This is a genomic window from Pectobacterium quasiaquaticum (assembly GCF_014946775.2).
GTDB classification, from domain to species: Bacteria; Pseudomonadota; Gammaproteobacteria; order Enterobacterales; family Enterobacteriaceae; genus Pectobacterium; species Pectobacterium aquaticum.
In genome coordinates, this window is the sequence record NZ_CP065177.1 from 519,991 (window position 1) to 536,579 (window position 16,589).

Sequence of the window (16,589 nt, forward strand, 5' to 3'; positions counted from 1 at the left end):
TTAACGCTTTTCGTGTCTCATACTGCCGCTAAGGATGCACAGCACGCCGATCAGATCGGCATGGCGGATGGTCACCGCAGACTGTTCATTGACCTTCGGTTTGGCGTGATAGGCAATGCCTAAGCTGGCTACCTTGATCATCGGCAGATCGTTTGCGCCGTCGCCAATCGCAACGGTCTGATGCATGGGGATTTCCAGCTTTTCCGCTAGCTGTTGCAGCGTGGTCGCTTTATATTTTGCATCGACAATGGTGCCGATGACGTCACCGGTCAGCTTGCCGTCTTGCATGCCTAATTCGTTGGCAACGGCGGCGACCAGACCTAATTCATCACGTAAATAATCAGCAAAGTAGGTAAACCCGCCCGATGCAATCGCGACGTGCCAGCCTGCTTCCTGAAGCTGGCTAACCATATTACGCAGGCCCGGCATCAGCGGCAGTGTTTTACGCACCGTCTGTAAGATAGTGGCGTCGGCACCTTTTAATGTTCCCACGCGCTGGCGCAGGCTGGCCGCGAAATCCAGCTCGCCGCGCATCGCGCGTTCGGTGACTTCAGCGACCAGTTCACCCGTGCCCGCCAGTTTGGCGATTTCATCAATACATTCGATCTGAATCGCGGTGGAATCCATGTCCATCACCAGCAAACCCGGCGAACGCAGCGTTGGCGCGTTACGCATGGCCGCGACATCGATGCCCAGTTCGTGAGCCAGTTTGGTTGCGCGTGGCGTCAGCGTGCCGGCTAAACGCACGACCTGATAATCGCCCACGTTCCAGGCGCTCACAATCACCATCGCGCACCCCAACTTACGCTGGTAGCGGGAAATCAGGTTCTTATCGAGGACATCGCTGTAAATCAGCCAGCCAGTGTCGCCAGCGCGGTAGTCAAGCGGCATCACTTCGTCACCGCTCAGTGATAATGGCAGTCCCGGCCAACAGTTGATCTCATCAGGGAGGTCACGATAGGTCAGACTATTCGACATGGGGTAAATCCTCTGCTGGCAGTAGGGCGATAAAGTCGTGCGATAAAGAGGGATGCGGCGTCGACCAAACATATCCCTCCAAAAACTGGGCAACAAGCTATCCTATCGTCGGCGCTTCTGGCAACATGAAAGTATCCAAATCGTGTAAGGATTATCATGGTTCGCGCCCGGGTGAAATTTCGGCTACACCGCACGGCAATTGTGCTGATTTGCCTCGCTCTGCTAGTGGTATTAATGCAAGGTGCGTCCTATTTCAGTTTGAGCCACCAGATGGCGCGATCTGAACAGGTTGAAGATCTGGCGCGTACGCTTTCCAGACAGGTGGCTTACAGCCTTTCGCCGCTAATGGGCAGCGTGGACGATAATAGTCAAAAAATTAATACCATCCTCACACAGCTTACCGATCACAGCCGCATTTTGGATGCCGGCGTGTATCAGCAAGATGGCTCGCTGGTGGCGCATATCGGTGAGCAAGTGCAACTGAGAGACCGGCTGGCGCTGGATGGCAATCGGGTCGGTAGCTACTTTAACCATCAACTGGTGCAGCCGATTGAGGGAAAAGAAGGGCCGATCGGTTTCCTGCGGATTACCTTAGATACGCATGTACTGGCGACCGAAGCCAGACAGGTCGATAACACCACCAATATTTTGCGTCTGATGATTTTGCTTTCACTGGCTATTGGCATCATCCTGACCCGCACGCTCTTACAGAATCGTCGAACTCGCTGGCAACAGTCGCCTTATCTTCTCACGGCCAGTACACCAGTGAAAGAAGAAGAGGATGAGGTAGAACGTGAAACGCTGCCGGACAGCGGCGCGGGTGTGAAAAAAAATGGGGAAGAGAAAAGCCGCTGACACGCGGACGGACACCCCGTACAAACGGTCTGTTTGTACGGAGAGCGCAGCGGGTTATTTCAACGCCAGTTGAAACTCCAGCCAATGACTATCGAATTGATTGAGTATCGAGGTGTATTCGCTTTTGGTGTAGCGATCGGGGGAAGTAACGGAAATATAGTGACGAAAACGGCTAAACAAGGTGTCGCTGTCGCTTGATGCGGCCAGAGAAAAGATTTGCTGGCGCTGAACCTGTGTGGCTGACGTGCCTTCCGCGTTTTTCTGTAGTTCCAGAAACGTGGAGCTTGCCTCATCGGTGTCTCCTGCATCGACGCTGCGCTGATACTCATCTTGCAGAATGTTTTTTTCTACATTACTCAGTGCATCAGACTGGTACTGGATGAAATCCTGAATATCCTTATCGGCTTGCTGGTGCGCGCGGCTATCCACATAGCGGTTTTTGAGTTCTTCCAACTTTGCGGCTTTTATTGTGATTTCCATGCTATCGGTGGTGTAGTTCCATAATGTCACGCCGAACGGTCTCGATAGCGCCTGATTAATCAAGCTGACAAAGCCTTCTTTGCTGATATCGCTCCCTGCCTTGAGATTATTTGACCAACCTTCGAGTGCCATTTTATTGGTCTCGACATCATTAACAGATAGTTTGATATTCAGGCTGGGATCCGTGGTGTTTTTTTGCCGTTCGAGATCAATGGCCTGTACCTCTTCCCGCTGCATGTTTTCATCTATCTTGGTCACGCTAGGGGGTGGGGGAGTGCCCCCGTTTTTTTTCAAACGCGCGATCGCTTCCGTAGTGATGTTTATATTGCTGGGGAAGGTGAGCGTCGTTTTCCCAGTAATCGGATCGATAATGTGTGTGATGTCGCTGCTGGCCGCGGTGGGCTCTGCTGTCGTGGATCGTGCTGTGTTCGATGATGTCGCGGTGCTTTGGGCCTGAGAATTGCTATAACCCGTATTATTTACAGACAAGCTCATACTCTCTCCTTAAGTGCGATCAAATGGTTAAATATTGACCCAGATATTATCGGCAAAGATAAATGATAACTTTATAAATGATTTATGGCGTAATTGTTGATAGCGATATCAGAACGGTGACGGCGGGCATGATATCTCCGCGCTGTTTATGCCATCACCGATTGTGTCTGCACGTTAAATCAGGGAAAATGCTCGGCTACCGTTTATTTCCGCTTTGCCTGACGATCTGACATCGGTGTGTTGTTGACTTGATGCTGACGCCGGGTGGCTAACAAAAGAAACCTGAAAATCATGTCTCCAAGTGAATACGCCCGCGAAGTCTCCAAAAGAAGAACGTTCGCTATCATTTCTCACCCCGATGCCGGTAAAACCACGATTACCGAAAAGGTCCTGCTTTTCGGACAGGCGATCCAGACTGCCGGTACGGTAAAAGGGCGTGGTTCGAACCAGCATGCGAAATCCGACTGGATGGAGATGGAAAAGCAGCGTGGTATCTCCATCACCACGTCCGTGATGCAGTTTCCCTACCGTGATTGCCTGGTGAATCTGCTCGATACCCCAGGGCACGAAGACTTCTCCGAAGATACCTACCGTACGCTGACGGCGGTCGACTGCTGCCTGATGGTGATCGATGCCGCAAAAGGCGTCGAAGATCGTACGCGTAAGCTGATGGAAGTCACGCGCCTACGCGATACCCCGATTCTGACGTTCATGAACAAACTTGACCGTGACATCCGCGATCCGATGGAAGTGCTGGATGAAGTCGAGAGCGAGCTTAAGATTGCCTGTGCGCCAATTACCTGGCCGATTGGCTGCGGCAAATTGTTCAAAGGCGTGTATCACCTCTATAAAGATGAAACCTATCTGTATCAGACCGGTAAAGGCCATACGATTCAGGAAGTACGCATCGTTAAAGGGCTGGATAACCCAGAACTGGATACTGCCGTTGGCGAAGAGCTGGCTGCACAGCTGCGTGAAGAGCTGGAACTGGTGCAAGGGGCATCGCACGAATTTGAGCTGGAAGCATTTCTGGCCGGTGAGCTGACGCCGGTCTTCTTTGGTACGGCACTGGGTAACTTTGGTGTCGATCACATGCTGGATGGGTTAGTCGCTTGGGCTCCTGCACCGATGCCGCGTAAAACGGATACCCGTGAAGTAACGGCGGCGGAAGAGAAATTCACCGGTTTTGTCTTCAAGATTCAGGCCAATATGGACCCGAAACACCGTGACCGCGTGGCGTTTATGCGCGTGGTGTCCGGGAGATATGAAAAGAGCATGAAGCTGCGTCAGGTGCGTACGGGCAAAGACGTGGTGATATCAGACGCGCTGACCTTTATGGCGGGCGACCGTTCCCATATTGAAGAAGCCTACCCGGGCGATATCATCGGGTTACACAACCACGGTACTATCCAGATTGGCGATACGTTTACCCAGGGTGAAGACATGAAATTCACCGGTATCCCCAACTTTGCGCCGGAACTGTTCCGTCGTATCCGCCTGCGCGACCCGCTCAAGCAGAAACAGCTGCTTAAAGGGCTGGTACAGTTGTCTGAGGAAGGTGCGGTGCAGGTCTTCCGTCCATTAACCAACAACGATCTTATCGTGGGTGCGGTCGGCGTGCTGCAGTTTGATGTGGTTGTTGCCCGTCTGAAAACGGAATACAACGTTGAGGCGATTTACGAGTCGGTGAACGTTTCTACCGCGCGCTGGGTTGAGTGCAGCGATGCGAAGAAATTCGAAGAGTTTAAGCGTAAGAACGAACTGCATCTGGCGCTGGATGGCGGGGATAACCTGGCCTATGTGGCTCCGACGATGGTGAACCTGAACCTGACGCGGGAACGCTACCCAGAAGTGACGTTCCACCAAACGCGCGAGCATTAATTTTTTATTTTTATAATGACATGGATTGGTGGTTCTACGGTTTCATGAAAATCATCGAGGCTGTGGCGTTTAAATAGTGACCATGTTGTTAAAATAATCATCACCCGGTTATGCTTGGCTTTAGGCCAAAAATGCTGGGTGTTTTTATTTTTAAATGTATTGAAAACAATATATTAATCTGATTTTTCCTCTGCTGTGATTTCTCGCCTCGGTGTAACAGACAAATCTGAATTGCCGCGCATATCCCCTTGTTCCCCTGTGATTTTCCATTCTGTAGGCTATAGTTAACGGCGTGTTAACTGATTTAGCTTGTTCAACTGTTAGTACAATTTAAGTTGGTTCATTATTTTGATTTGTTTCGCCTTTGCAATTCAATGCACTGATTTTTTTATGTAATAAGAGATAATCATCGGAGTATTGATAATGTCATTATCACCTTGATTTGCTGATGACTATGCGGGCGTTAACGTGGCCCAAAGTAGGCTACTTCGGGTTTATAGAAAACATAAGAAGGAAGAGATCGATGAAAAAGACCAAACTGACACAATCGCTGATCATCGTTGCCCTGGGTTCAATTCTGGCTGGCGGTGCCATGGCTGAGGAAACATTAGGGCAGAAGGTGGAACGTATCGCGGACACTACTGGTACAAAAATCGATAACTCCGCCAATAAAGCCTCTGGCTACGTCAGTGACAGCGCGATCACAGCCAAGGTGAAGAGTGCGTTGTTGGAAGACAAATCGATTACCAGCAGCGACATTTCCGTTGAAACATCAAATGGCGTCGTCACGCTGAGCGGCTTTGTCGGTAGTCAGGAATTGAGCACCCGTGCGGTGCAAATCGCGACGCAGGTTGAGGGTGTCCAGTCCGTCAGCGATAAACTGCAGGTGAAAGATTCCCAATCACAATCGGTTGGCGCTTATGCCGATGATGCGGTGATTACCAGCACGATTAAAGCCAAACTGCTGGCAGATAACATTGTTCCGTCCCGTAAAGTGAAAGTCGAAACGCAGGCTGGCGTCGTGCAACTGAGCGGCGGGGTGGATAACAAAGCGCAGTCCGACCGTGCTGAAAGTATTGCGAAGGCCGTTGACGGCGTGAAAAGCGTCAAGAACGACCTGACAGTGAAATAACCATCGCTATACCGTACAGGGTTATCCGTAATGGCGGATAACCCTACCTAATCCGCATAACAAACACCCTCTGTGGATACGCAGTCAGGACGCAAGACGCGCGTCAGGATGACCACCATGATTATTTTTCATTTTTGTCTGGTAAGGAGAGCGTATGTTTCGTTGGGGCATTATATTTTTAGTTATCGCACTGATCGCGGCAGCACTGGGTTTCGGCGGATTGGCCGGTACAGCAGCGGGTGCGGCGAAAATCGTCTTTGTGGTCGGTATTATTCTGTTTCTGGTTAGCTTGTTCTCGGGTCGAAAACGGCCGTAGCACAGCACCTTCTTTCATTCTTTCTCCATAGAAAGAAATGTCATACAGAGCACACAGCCGCGCCACGCGGCTGTCATATTTTACCGGCACACTATCTTTTACCGGCACACTATCTTTTACTGATACAAATCTTTTACTAATACGACCCGCGTATTTGCTGCATTTCGACAGTTTATCAGGAGGGTGATGATGAATAGCGATATCGTTGTTGGTAAATGGAAACAGTGGAAAGGGAATTTTCTGGCGCTGTGTGCCGATTGGTTTGACAGCGACTGTGCCTGGCTGGAAGGGAGTAACGATTACCTGTCCGGCGTGTTGCAAGAGGGTTACGGAAAAGCGCACGAAGAGGTATCCTCAGAGAAAACCACGCTACACTGAGGCCTCACCGCAACGACAAGTCCGATTCTGCCATGAGGCTTTTGGCAGGATATTACTTGGGTGTAGATTAGGTCGCCTCATCTTGACGTGCCTAATCTTGACGGAGAGAAGCAACGTGCTTTCTGAACGACACCGCTTTATCGATACCCACTGCCATTTCGATTTCCCCTTATTCCATGATGATGCACCGGAAAGCCTGCGTCTGGCGCAAGACGCAGGAGTTGAGCGCATCATTATTCCGGCTGTGGCTTCTCAGCATTTTGAGCGCGTGTTGACGCTTGCTCGCACCTACTCTCCACTTTATGCCGCTCTGGGCCTTCACCCGCTTTATATCGCTGAACATCAGGAAAGTGACCTGCTCCGTCTGGAAGAGGAACTGCGCCAGTGGCCTGTCACGCTGGTGGCGGTGGGGGAGATTGGGTTGGATCTCTATATGCCGGAACCGCAGTTTGAGAGGCAACTTACCTTTCTTGAGGCTCAGCTTCGGCTGGCGAAAAAATACGATCTCCCGACGATCCTGCACTCGCGACGCAGTCACGACAGGCTGGCGCAATGGCTCCGCCGTATCGATGTGCCGCGTACTGGCGTCGTCCATGGGTTTGCAGGCAGCCTGGCGCAGGCGCAGGCCTTTATCCGGCTGGGCTATTACATCGGTGTGGGGGGAACCATTACCTATGACAGAGCGAACAAAACGCGTCAGGCGATCGCGCGGCTACCGTTAGATAGGCTGCTGCTGGAAACTGACGCGCCCGATATGCCGATGAGTGGCTATCAGGGGCAGCCCAATCGACCCGAGCGTATTTCGTGCGCGTTTCAAACGCTGTGTGAGCTACGAGCAGAACCGCCTGAAGAGATTGCTGAGGCGCTGTGGCAGAATTCGTTCAGGCTGTTTGGGCGGCTCACTCCGACATAACACCGTTACCGTTATGCTGAAACGCTTCCCCTAAAGCGGGAGCCTGTTTGCTTTCACTTTTCTCTTATTTCTGTGCAACAGCAGACAGAACAGTCATTCCGATTTCATATATCATCCATCAAATTGTGATGCAGATCACTTTTCAGTGTTTTGGACTGTTCGATGTTGTGTGTATTTGTGACATAAATTAGCGACCTTTTCGGGCCACTCTTTATAATCGGCTCGCCAAGGCGTACTTACCGTTCTGGCGACACGATTTTTATTCTGTTTTCACTTTTTCACGCGTTATAGGGAACTGCACATGCAACTCGTTATGAGTCTCATCGGCATGCTTGTTCTGATTTTGTTCGCGGTTATGTTGTCCAGTAATCGTAAAGCGATCAGATTGCGCACCGTAGTGGGTGCTTTCATTCTTCAGATTGGTATCGGTGCGCTGGTGTTGTATGTGCCAGTAGGACGCAAAATTCTGGAAGGATTGACGGGCGGTGTAGCAAACGTTATCGCCTACGGAAACCAAGGGGTTTCATTCATTTTTGGCGGTCTGGTTTCCGACAAAATGTTCGAAGTCTTTGGCGGTGGTGGGTTTGTTTTCGCATTCCGTGTTTTACCGATCATCGTCTTTTTCTCTTCCCTTGTGGCGGTACTGTATTACATGGGTGTGATGCAGTGGGTCATCCGTTTATTAGGCGGCGGGTTGCAGAAACTGTTGGGAACCTCCCGTACTGAATCGCTCTCTGCAACCGCCAACATCTTTGTCGGCCAAACGGAAGCGCCGCTGGTGGTTCGTCCCTATATCGCCAACATGACGCGTTCTGAGCTGTTTGCGGTGATGTGTGGTGGATTGGCTTCCATTGCGGGATCGGTGATGGCGGGCTATGCCCAGATGGGGGTGCCACTGGACTACCTGATTGCGGCCTCCTTCATGGCGGCACCGGGTGGATTGCTGTTCGCCAAATTGATGGTGCCGGAAACGGAGAAAACGCACGACCATGACGAGATGGTTGGCTTTGTCGATGAAGACGATCGCCCAGCTAACGTCATTGATGCCGCGGCAAGTGGCGCGGCGTCCGGTATGCAGTTGGCGCTGAATGTGGGGGCGATGCTGCTGGCTTTTGTCGCGTTGATTGCTCTTCTTAACGGCATTCTGGGCGGCATCGGTGGCTGGTTTGATTATCCGCAACTGTCGCTGCAACTGATTCTGGGGTGGGTGTTCTCGCCCGTTGCTTTCTTGATCGGTGTACCGTGGCATGAAGCAACGGTTGCGGGCTCGTTCATTGGGCAAAAACTGATCGTCAACGAGTTCGTCGCTTACATGAATTTCAGCGAGTACCTGAAGGCAGATGATGTGGTTGCCGCTGCGGGCTTGCAGGTTCTGTCGGAGCATACCAAAGCGGTGATTTCGTTCGCGCTGTGCGGCTTTGCTAACCTTTCGTCTATTGCTATCCTTATTGGAGGTTTGGGCAGTATGGCACCGACTCGGCGTCAGGATATTGCCCGATTGGGTTTGAAAGCGGTTGCGGCAGGTACGCTTTCTAACCTGATGAGCGCCTGCATCGCAGGGTTCTTCCTGACCCTGTAAATGTAACCAGGCATTCTTGCAGTAGCGAGATGATGGGCGGCGAAAGTCGCCCATTGTTCGTTTAAATCCCCGCATTTCCTAGGGTTTAAGCGTGACTTATGCAGCATTTACCGAATGCGGGCGCGATAGGCTTGCCAGAGTGGAGCAACATGCTTTCTGCTTTTATTGATGATGTTGAATGGATTACGTTTCCACGGGCAACGGACGGTGTCGCTTATCCAGGTATTACTGCTCGCTGCCATTTCCACTTGTCTGCCTACGACGACGCGCTTTTTGCCGAGGCGAACATTCCTTTTTCCGACGCGCTAGAGCGTGCGGTGCCGAAACGCCGCGCTGAATTTCTGGCTGGGCGCTGTGTGGCCAAACACGTGTTGAACAAGCTAGAACACCCTGATTTTGTTCTGCATAGCGGGGAAGACCGCTCGCCACAGTGGCCGGGAAATATTGCCGGTTCACTGAGCCATAACAAAGACAGCGTACTCTGTGCCGCCCATTTACGTAGCGATGCGCTATCGTGCGTGGGTGTGGATATCGAAGGATTGATGTCCGACGAGCGTGCGCAATCGCTGTGGCCCGGCATCATTGGTGACGAAGAATTCCAATGGTTGCAGGAGCGGGAAGAAGCATTTAGCTGTTTGCTGACGATCAGCTTTTCGGCGAAGGAGAGCCTGTTTAAGGCGCTTTACCCGCAGGTCAGGCACTATTTCGATTTTCTGGATGCCAGACTGGTGGCGCTGGATATCACCAAACGCGAGTTCGAGCTGGAACTGCTGACCGATCTGACGCCGATGTTTTACGCCGGACGCCGTTTTAAAGGCGCATATCTGTTAAGAGAGTACGACGTCACCACGTTTCTCTGCTGCTAAAAAAGCCCGCGTTAGCGCTGAGGTTGCTGACAACGTCCGTAGAGCGGGAGTAACGGATAGATCGTAAAGACGCTGTAAATACGTCCATGTAAGCTCGGTTTGCGCCATCCTTGGCGCAAACGCTTTACTCTTCTATTCCGTTACTCCCGTTTTCATTCGGCAAATAGGTTTGTCAACGGCCTGAAGCCCGCGTTAGCGGGCTAGAGCTATGACCATCAGAACTTATAGCTCACGCCGCCGTATACCGTACGTCCAGACAGAAAATAGTCGTTGTCGGTAGCAACATAGTCGCGTTTTTCGTTAGTCAGGTTCGTGACACCCAGTTTCAGATCCACGTTTTTAACCGGCGTATAGGTGGCACCGATATCCACGGTATTAAAGCCCCTTGTTCTAATCGTTTCTTTATCACGCAAGTATTGGTTGCCCGTGTACTGATAGGACACATAGGTTGATAAGTTATCCAGCGCCTGCCAGTTCAACTGAGTATTAACCGTATTTTTCGGCGTTTGCTTCAGGCGCTTTCTGGTGGTGCGGTCTTCGGCATCGACGATGGTCCAGTTGGTGGTCCAGTTCAAATCCTCCGTGATATCGACCCAGAATGAGGTTTCGATCCCCTGAATTCGCGCTTTATCCACGTTGTAATAAGTAATCTTAGTCGGAGTTGCCCTAACTACACGATCCCACACCTCGGCTTGGATCATATCCTTGATATCATTATTAAATAAGGTAACGCCTGCGCCGAAGCGTTCGGCTTCATAAGCCGTACCGATTTCATAACTGATAGAGGTTTCAGCTTTGAGGTCTGGATTGCCTATGCGTCGGCAATCTCCGCGGCAGTCAGCTTTGGAGTAACCTTTGGTGAACTGAGCCAGTGTTGGTGCTTTAAACGCTTTATTGACGCCGCCTTTAATCACCCAGTTGTCGGTTAAACTATAAGTAGCGTAGGCGCGTGGGCTGAATTCGGTGCCATAGACTTCATGATGATCGACGCGGCTGCCAAAGGTGAGGGCTAAATCCGCGATCTTGAATTCATCTTGCAGGAAAAGAGCACTCTGATCGACGGTTACTTTACCGCCCGTCATGTTCATGCTGTGTTCCAGCGATGTGATGCGGTATTCACCGCCGCCGGTCAGCAGGTGATCGCCCAGATAGCCAGAAATTTGTCCGTCAACCGTCTGATTATTCTGGGTAATATCGGCTATACCCTCATTAAGCTGAGAGTTGTCCATTAAGTCGATGTTTTCGTAGTAATAGCGTAGCCGCGTATCAACATTGTCCCAGCTACCGTTATGCGTGAGACCCATACCAAGGCGATCAATTTTTTGTGTGTTATGGGCAACTTTTTTAAAGTTGTTCCAGTCAACGGATCGGTCATCCTTGCTGTATGTCGCATCAAAATCCAGGCTCTGCTGGGAATCGATCAACCACGTCAGGTTACCCAATACGCTGTAGTTATCACGTTTTTCCAACGCGTCCGTGTTGCGGTTTTGCGATTGCTCAGTACGCCACGCGTCACGTTTTCCGCCATCGACAATCAAACTGCCCAGCAACGTATTCTCTATCAATGGGCCGCTGACGTAGCCATTCAGGCGATTGTTGTCACCGCCGGAACCTTCGGTCGGTGCCTGAAAGTTATAGCCGATCTCACCAGCAACGTTCTCCCCCGGCTGGCGAAGAATCACGTTTACCACCCCGCCCAACGCATCGGCACCGTACAGAGAAGACATCGGGCCGCGAATCACTTCGATACGTTCAATTGCGGAGATAGGAATGGAGCTCAGATCGAAATCATTCCCCATATCGGTCGCAAGCGATTCTTGCGCATTAATTCGACGACCGTTCACCAGCAGCAGCGTGTAGTCTGCCCGCATGCCACGGATTTTGATTTCGTTACGACCATAGGTAGATGACGGATTGATGTTAATGCCCGGCAGCTTTTTCACCGCGTCGGTAACGTTATTCACCGACATCTTTTCCAGCTCGGCGCGGGTGATGACAGAAACGCTGGCGGGGGCGCTTAGCGTGGTGTGTTTCGTCTGTGTTGCTGTCACAACGATTTTTTCATCTGCTGCGTTTTCCGCCTGTGCGAGTGCAGGCAGTGCCAGTAACCCCGTCACCAGCAGGGCGTTATACACCTTGCTGTGTGGGAAATGATGATGTGAAAAACGACTTTCTGGTTTTAGCTGCATGTCAAAGACCCCATCAAAGAGTGGAAAAATATCCCCGTAAATAACGTGTTGTATTACCTATCTTGCCGACCCACTCGCGGTGTGAATCGATCGATTCATTGCTCTAAAGCCCGCGCGGATTGGCGTTGAGCCATCTTTCGGCTGCGTTCAGCCAACTGCGGAATTAAGCGCAGGGTCAGCAGCATGGCGGCCAGCGCAAATACGGTGCTGGCGATGGCGAGCTGTGAGAATCCATCAATTTTTCCCTCAACGGAGGTGCTCAGATAAGCGGCAGAAGCGACGCTGGCAAGCCCGGATGCCACGTTGGCTGCGGTTCCCTGATAGGACATGAACGCGGCGCGCTGATGCGGCAGCGGAATACCGGCGGTAATTGCCAGCGTGCTGCTGGATCGGGCTGCGCTGAGCGCCATGAACAGGGTGAACACCAGATACAGGGAAAGTGAAAAAGGCAAAACGAAACCGCAGAGAATCACAACGGCCAGCAGCAGCGTTGTGACTACAATCGTTCGGCTGGCATATCCCCGATCCAACAGATTGCCGCACAGCTGCATGGTCACCATGCTTGCCAGCCCGCCGCAGAGATAGAGCAGGGAAATATCATCCCGCGGGAAGGCCAGATTGAACTGGAAGTAGTTGGAAAAGTGGGGAATCAGCAGGAAATGACCGAACATTTGCAGCGAAATTACCGTCAGCCCCAGCAGGAAAAGGGGGGATGCTAACAGGTCATGTAATACCGACGTGGGTGCCGTCGTGGGGGAATTACCTTGCTGAACCCGATGCGTCGGCGGCATGGAAGGAAAGAGCCACAGCACCAACAACACCAGCAACAGGCCACCGAGGCCGAAAGTATAAAACGGCGCTTGCCAGTTAATACGGTGAGCCAACTCCAACGACAGCGGCATGATGACAATCGCCGCGAGCGAAAAGCTCATGCCGACATAGGCAAGCTGCTTTCCGCGCTCGTTGGCCGGCACAATATCAACAACCGCAGCCATCAAGACACCGGATGCCGGCCCGGCAACGCAGCCCGCCAGAATAAACAGCAGCAAAAGATCGGTTTGGCTGGTGGAAAACATGCAGGCTGCCGTCAGGCCAAAGCGTAGCGTCAGCAGCACGATCAGAGCATGTTTACGGTTAAATCTGTCCAGATAGGGAGCGGCGAGGAAGCCGACGATGGCGGAGGCAAACGTTGCACCGCCGCTAATGTAGCCGATGTTCTTGGCATCCATAGACAGGGCGCTGACGAAATCGGGGCCTAGCGGCATCACCATCATCAGGCTACCGAGAGAAAGCATGTTAATGAGCAGCGCCAGATGCACAACGGATCGGGTGTGCGGGCGGTACATGCTTTCATCCATGACAGGCTCACATTTAGACATAATTAGTAAAATATTTGCGCAGTCTAGCGCAGCTTAATTTTTCTGACAATGAATGATAAGTATTTTCATTATCATCTGTGATGTGGGTTTTATAATCAATACATTCCTGTTGCTAACCATTATCCATTATGAAACATGCACAAAAAAATTGATTAACATCAATATAACCCCTAATTAATGGGTGTGAATAACCATTCTGTGGAAGGATTGACCGAACACGTTACTTCAGTGTAATTTAACTGCGCTTAATATAAATGATAATGATTTTAATAATCATTGGTATTTAATTTGCGAGCGCAGGAGCTGTCTTGTGGATACACTGATTACAAAAACTGAAGCATTTAGCGGGTTAACCTATTCGGAACAAACCGCTTTTTTATATGCATCGGAACACCGAAGCCTGTCTACTTCAGGCTTATTTGAACGTATTTCGTCCCCTGTTTGTGTTCCTGGCTCGCACGATGACAGGCTTAGCCCTGCAATCGCGCAGGCATTCCAGCGAGCGCGTCAGGCAGGGCAGTCGCTGCCTATTGTTGTGGGAGCGATTCCCTTTGATACCACGCAACCGTCTTGTCTCTATATCCCTGATAGTTATAACGTTACGACGAAATCTGAACTCGTCAGCCGTGCCCGTAAGCACACGGCTGCGGGCCCTACCGCGCTAACGTTAAACAGCGTCCCAGACGAATGTCAGTTCAAGTCCATCGTGGCAGAGGCCGTTGAGCGGTTCCGCCGTGGTGAACTGAGCAAAGCGGTGCTGTCACGCGTTTTGGACATTGAGCTGACGAGCCCCGTTAAGGCGCAAACGATCCTCAATAACCTGATGGTGCAGAACGCGGGTGGATACCATTTCTCACTGCCGCTGCCGGATGGTTCGGTATTGCTGGGCGCGAGCCCGGAACTGCTGGTGCGCAAGCAGGGGAACGTCATTGTCTCTAATCCGCTGGCGGGATCGGCGCGACGGATGAACGATGAACATCTGGATTATCTGAACAGCCAGCGTCTGCTGAAATCGGGTAAAGACAAGCATGAGCATAAGCTGGTGGTGGACGACATCCGCCAACGCCTGATGCCGCTATGCTCGTCGTTAACGATTCCATCGGCTCCTTCGTTGATGCACACCGCCTCCATGTGGCACCTGTCTACCGCTATCCGCGGTGAACTGGCGAACCCGGAGATGACGGCGCTTCAGGTCGCCTGCCAGCTCCATCCTACCCCCGCACTGTGCGGCTTCCCCACGCAGGAAGCGCGTCAGCTGATTGCCGAGCTGGAGCCGCACGATCGCGGCGTATTCAGCGGTATCGTCGGCTGGTGTGATGCCAACGGCGATGGTGAATGGGCGATAGCGATTCGCTGCGGCACCATCAAACACAACAAAGTCCGCCTGTTTGCCGGTGCGGGCATTGTTGAGGCGTCCGTCCCCGAGGACGAATGGGCTGAAACCGCCGCTAAATTAAACACGATGCTGAATGCGTTTGGGCTTAACTCAGGTGTGGATGGACTATGAGCATTGAATTTACGCCCTGGCCAGAGGAACTGGCACAGCGTTATCGCGACAAGGGGTACTGGGTTGGCCTGCCGCTAACGGATGCCTGGGAACGTCATCTGGCGACGCAACCTGATGCCGTTGCGGTAGTGTGCGGCGAGCGCCAGTGGAGCTATCGGGAGCTGGATCGACAGTCTTCCGCACTGGCATCACGCCTGACGGAAAGCGGCCTGCGCTGTGGCGACACCGCGCTGGTGCAGTTGCCGAACGTGGCCGAATTCTACCTGACCTTTTTTGCGTTGCTGAAAATGGGCGTTGCGCCTGTTAACGCACTGTTCAGCCATAACAAGCTGGAGCTGCTGTCGTACGCCACGCAGATCGAACCACGTTTGCTGATCGCCTCGGCTGAACATTCGCTGTTTGGCAACGGTGAATTTCTGGATCGGCTACAGACGCAGGTTCCCCGCCTGCAAACGGTGGTGATGCTCGGCGACAGCCCGCTGGGGCACAGTCTGACGGACTGGCTGCAACCGTACGCGTCGACCAGTCAGTATCAGCCTTCTGCATCGGGGCAGGTCGCTTTCTTCCAGCTTTCTGGCGGCAGTACCGGTACGCCGAAGCTGATTCCCCGTACCCATGACGATTATTACTACAGCGTGCGCCGCAGCGTGGAAATTTGTGAGCTGACGCCACAAACCCGCTATCTGTGCGCGTTGCCTGCTCCACATAACTTCCCGTTAAGTTCGCCCGGTTCGCTTGGGGTGTTCTACGCTGGTGGACGGGTCGTGCTGGCGCCCGATCCGGGGGCGATGACTTGTTTCCCGCTGATCGAACGCCATCAGATCGATATGACCTCGCTGGTGCCGCCCGCTGCCGCGTTGTGGATCCAGGCGGCCGAACAGTTTGGTGGCGCGCTGCGTAGCCTGAAGATCTTGCAGGTGGGGGGGGCAAAGCTGAGCGAAACCGTCGCCCGTCGTATTCCGGCGGTATTGGGCTGTCAGCTACAGCAGGTGCTCGGCATGGCGGAAGGGCTGGTGAATTACACCCGACTGGACGACAGCGACGAGCACACTTTCACGACGCAAGGCTATCCGATGAGTCCGGATGATGAAGTGAAAGTGTTGGATATCGACGGCAATCCGGTGCCGAGAGGCGAAGCGGGGCTGCTGGCGACGCGCGGCCCGTATACCTTCCGCGGCTATTACCGCAGTCCGGAACACAACGCCCGCGCCTTCGACAGCGAAGGCTTCTACCACTCGGGCGATGTGGTGCAGATGACCGAAGAGGGCTATTTGCGCGTGGTCGGGCGGGAGAAAGATCAGATTAACCGAGGTGGTGAAAAGATTGCCGCGGAAGAGATCGAAAACCTGCTGCTCAAGCATGACGGCATCCTCCATGCCGCGCTGGTGTCAATGCCCGATCCGATCATGGGCGAAAAGAGCTGCGCTTTTCTGGTGGTCAGCGATCCCGCGCTGAAAGCCATCACGTTAAGAAAATATCTTCGCAATCAGGGTATTGCTGAATTCAAACTGCCGGACCGCTTCGAGATGATCGACACTTTGCCCGTTACGCCGGTCGGCAAGATTGATAAGAAATCACTCCGTCAGCGCATCCAGACCCAACTTAGCACTCAAAACCGAACTTAGTATTCAAAACAAATAA

General features: G+C 52.3%; 14 protein-coding genes. 10 read left to right on the forward strand and 4 right to left on the reverse strand.

All coding sequences use genetic code 11. The features are described 5' to 3' along the window. Positions 1 to 978 carry a phosphoserine phosphatase gene (gene serB / locus IG609_RS02465; RefSeq protein ID WP_193397868.1) on the reverse strand — a complete coding sequence of 326 codons (978 nt, stop codon included), beginning with the start codon at positions 976 to 978 and terminating at the stop codon, positions 1 to 3. A gap of 156 nt (positions 979 to 1,134) precedes the next feature. Here serB and IG609_RS02470 point away from each other — a divergent pair, with 156 nt between their 5' ends. Next, on the forward strand, positions 1,135 to 1,833 hold the full coding sequence (locus IG609_RS02470; RefSeq protein WP_102117197.1) for a YtjB family periplasmic protein: 699 nt from the start codon (positions 1,135 to 1,137) through the stop codon (positions 1,831 to 1,833). 54 nt (positions 1,834 to 1,887) lie between these two features. Here the strand turns inward: IG609_RS02470 and IG609_RS02475 are convergent, their stop codons facing one another. After that, complete coding sequence (locus IG609_RS02475) at positions 1,888 to 2,808, reverse strand: hypothetical protein (protein ID WP_193397869.1); 921 nt, start codon at positions 2,806 to 2,808, stop codon at positions 1,888 to 1,890. A gap of 291 nt (positions 2,809 to 3,099) precedes the next feature. Between IG609_RS02475 and prfC the strand changes: the two genes are divergently transcribed. The 7 genes from prfC to IG609_RS02510 all read left to right on the forward strand — a co-directional run bounded on the left by prfC (position 3,100) and on the right by IG609_RS02510 (position 9,873). Continuing rightward, positions 3,100 to 4,689 (forward strand): peptide chain release factor 3, encoded by a 1,590-nt coding sequence (prfC, locus tag IG609_RS02480; protein WP_193397870.1) that lies wholly within the window; start codon positions 3,100 to 3,102, stop codon positions 4,687 to 4,689. A 523-nt stretch (positions 4,690 to 5,212) separates the two neighbouring features. After that, a complete protein-coding gene (gene osmY / locus IG609_RS02485) occupies positions 5,213 to 5,821 on the forward strand; it encodes a molecular chaperone OsmY (RefSeq protein ID WP_193397871.1) in 609 nt (202 codons plus the stop codon). A 154-nt stretch (positions 5,822 to 5,975) separates the two neighbouring features. Further along, positions 5,976 to 6,137 carry a DUF1328 domain-containing protein gene (locus IG609_RS02490; protein WP_193397872.1) on the forward strand — a complete coding sequence of 54 codons (162 nt, stop codon included), beginning with the start codon at positions 5,976 to 5,978 and terminating at the stop codon, positions 6,135 to 6,137. Between the two features lie 189 nt (positions 6,138 to 6,326). Beyond that, positions 6,327 to 6,515, forward strand: a complete 189-nt coding sequence (locus tag IG609_RS02495) for a CsbD family protein (RefSeq protein ID WP_102117193.1) — start codon at positions 6,327 to 6,329, stop codon at positions 6,513 to 6,515. A gap of 115 nt (positions 6,516 to 6,630) precedes the next feature. Further along, positions 6,631 to 7,428 carry a TatD family hydrolase gene (locus IG609_RS02500; protein ID WP_193400826.1) on the forward strand — a complete coding sequence of 266 codons (798 nt, stop codon included), beginning with the start codon at positions 6,631 to 6,633 and terminating at the stop codon, positions 7,426 to 7,428. Between the two features lie 301 nt (positions 7,429 to 7,729). Further along, positions 7,730 to 9,007, forward strand: a complete 1,278-nt coding sequence (locus IG609_RS02505; RefSeq protein ID WP_193397874.1) for a NupC/NupG family nucleoside CNT transporter — start codon at positions 7,730 to 7,732, stop codon at positions 9,005 to 9,007. 149 nt (positions 9,008 to 9,156) lie between these two features. Continuing rightward, on the forward strand, positions 9,157 to 9,873 hold the full coding sequence (locus IG609_RS02510) for a 4'-phosphopantetheinyl transferase family protein (protein WP_193397892.1): 717 nt from the start codon (positions 9,157 to 9,159) through the stop codon (positions 9,871 to 9,873). A gap of 215 nt (positions 9,874 to 10,088) precedes the next feature. Here IG609_RS02510 and IG609_RS02515 read toward each other — a convergent pair whose 3' ends face one another. Then, complete coding sequence (locus IG609_RS02515; protein ID WP_226374169.1) at positions 10,089 to 12,062, reverse strand: TonB-dependent receptor domain-containing protein; 1,974 nt, start codon at positions 12,060 to 12,062, stop codon at positions 10,089 to 10,091. 95 nt (positions 12,063 to 12,157) lie between these two features. Beyond that, positions 12,158 to 13,420 (reverse strand): MFS transporter, encoded by a 1,263-nt coding sequence (locus IG609_RS02520; protein WP_250127232.1) that lies wholly within the window; start codon positions 13,418 to 13,420, stop codon positions 12,158 to 12,160. 331 nt (positions 13,421 to 13,751) lie between these two features. On the opposite strand from IG609_RS02520, the gene IG609_RS02525 reads away from it, so the two are divergent. Both IG609_RS02525 and IG609_RS02530 read left to right on the forward strand, forming a co-directional pair. After that, positions 13,752 to 14,948 (forward strand): isochorismate synthase, encoded by a 1,197-nt coding sequence (locus tag IG609_RS02525; protein ID WP_103861503.1) that lies wholly within the window; start codon positions 13,752 to 13,754, stop codon positions 14,946 to 14,948. Next, entirely contained in the window at positions 14,945 to 16,573 is a 1,629-nt protein-coding gene (locus tag IG609_RS02530; RefSeq protein ID WP_193400827.1) for a (2,3-dihydroxybenzoyl)adenylate synthase, read from the forward strand. The genes IG609_RS02525 and IG609_RS02530 overlap by 4 nt, the downstream gene beginning before the upstream one ends. The last annotated feature ends 16 nt before the right edge of the window (positions 16,574 to 16,589 follow it).

Bases quoted from the DNA above. Each gene is read 5' to 3' on its own strand.
- prfC (WP_193397870.1), top strand. From the start codon at position 3,100: ATGTCTCCAAGTGAATACGCCCGCGAAGTCTCCAAAAGAAGAACGTTC.
- IG609_RS02520 (WP_250127232.1), bottom strand. From the start codon at position 13,420: ATGGATGAAAGCATGTACCGCCCGCACACCCGATCCGTTGTGCATCTG.
- IG609_RS02515 (WP_226374169.1), bottom strand. From the start codon at position 12,062: ATGCAGCTAAAACCAGAAAGTCGTTTTTCACATCATCATTTCCCACAC.
- IG609_RS02495 (WP_102117193.1), top strand. From the start codon at position 6,327: ATGAATAGCGATATCGTTGTTGGTAAATGGAAACAGTGGAAAGGGAAT.
- IG609_RS02530 (WP_193400827.1), top strand. From the start codon at position 14,945: ATGAGCATTGAATTTACGCCCTGGCCAGAGGAACTGGCACAGCGTTAT.
- IG609_RS02475 (WP_193397869.1), bottom strand. From the start codon at position 2,808: ATGAGCTTGTCTGTAAATAATACGGGTTATAGCAATTCTCAGGCCCAA.
- IG609_RS02470 (WP_102117197.1), top strand. From the start codon at position 1,135: ATGGTTCGCGCCCGGGTGAAATTTCGGCTACACCGCACGGCAATTGTG.
- serB (WP_193397868.1), bottom strand. From the start codon at position 978: ATGTCGAATAGTCTGACCTATCGTGACCTCCCTGATGAGATCAACTGT.
- osmY (WP_193397871.1), top strand. From the start codon at position 5,213: ATGAAAAAGACCAAACTGACACAATCGCTGATCATCGTTGCCCTGGGT.
- IG609_RS02510 (WP_193397892.1), top strand. From the start codon at position 9,157: ATGCTTTCTGCTTTTATTGATGATGTTGAATGGATTACGTTTCCACGG.
- IG609_RS02505 (WP_193397874.1), top strand. From the start codon at position 7,730: ATGCAACTCGTTATGAGTCTCATCGGCATGCTTGTTCTGATTTTGTTC.
- IG609_RS02490 (WP_193397872.1), top strand. From the start codon at position 5,976: ATGTTTCGTTGGGGCATTATATTTTTAGTTATCGCACTGATCGCGGCA.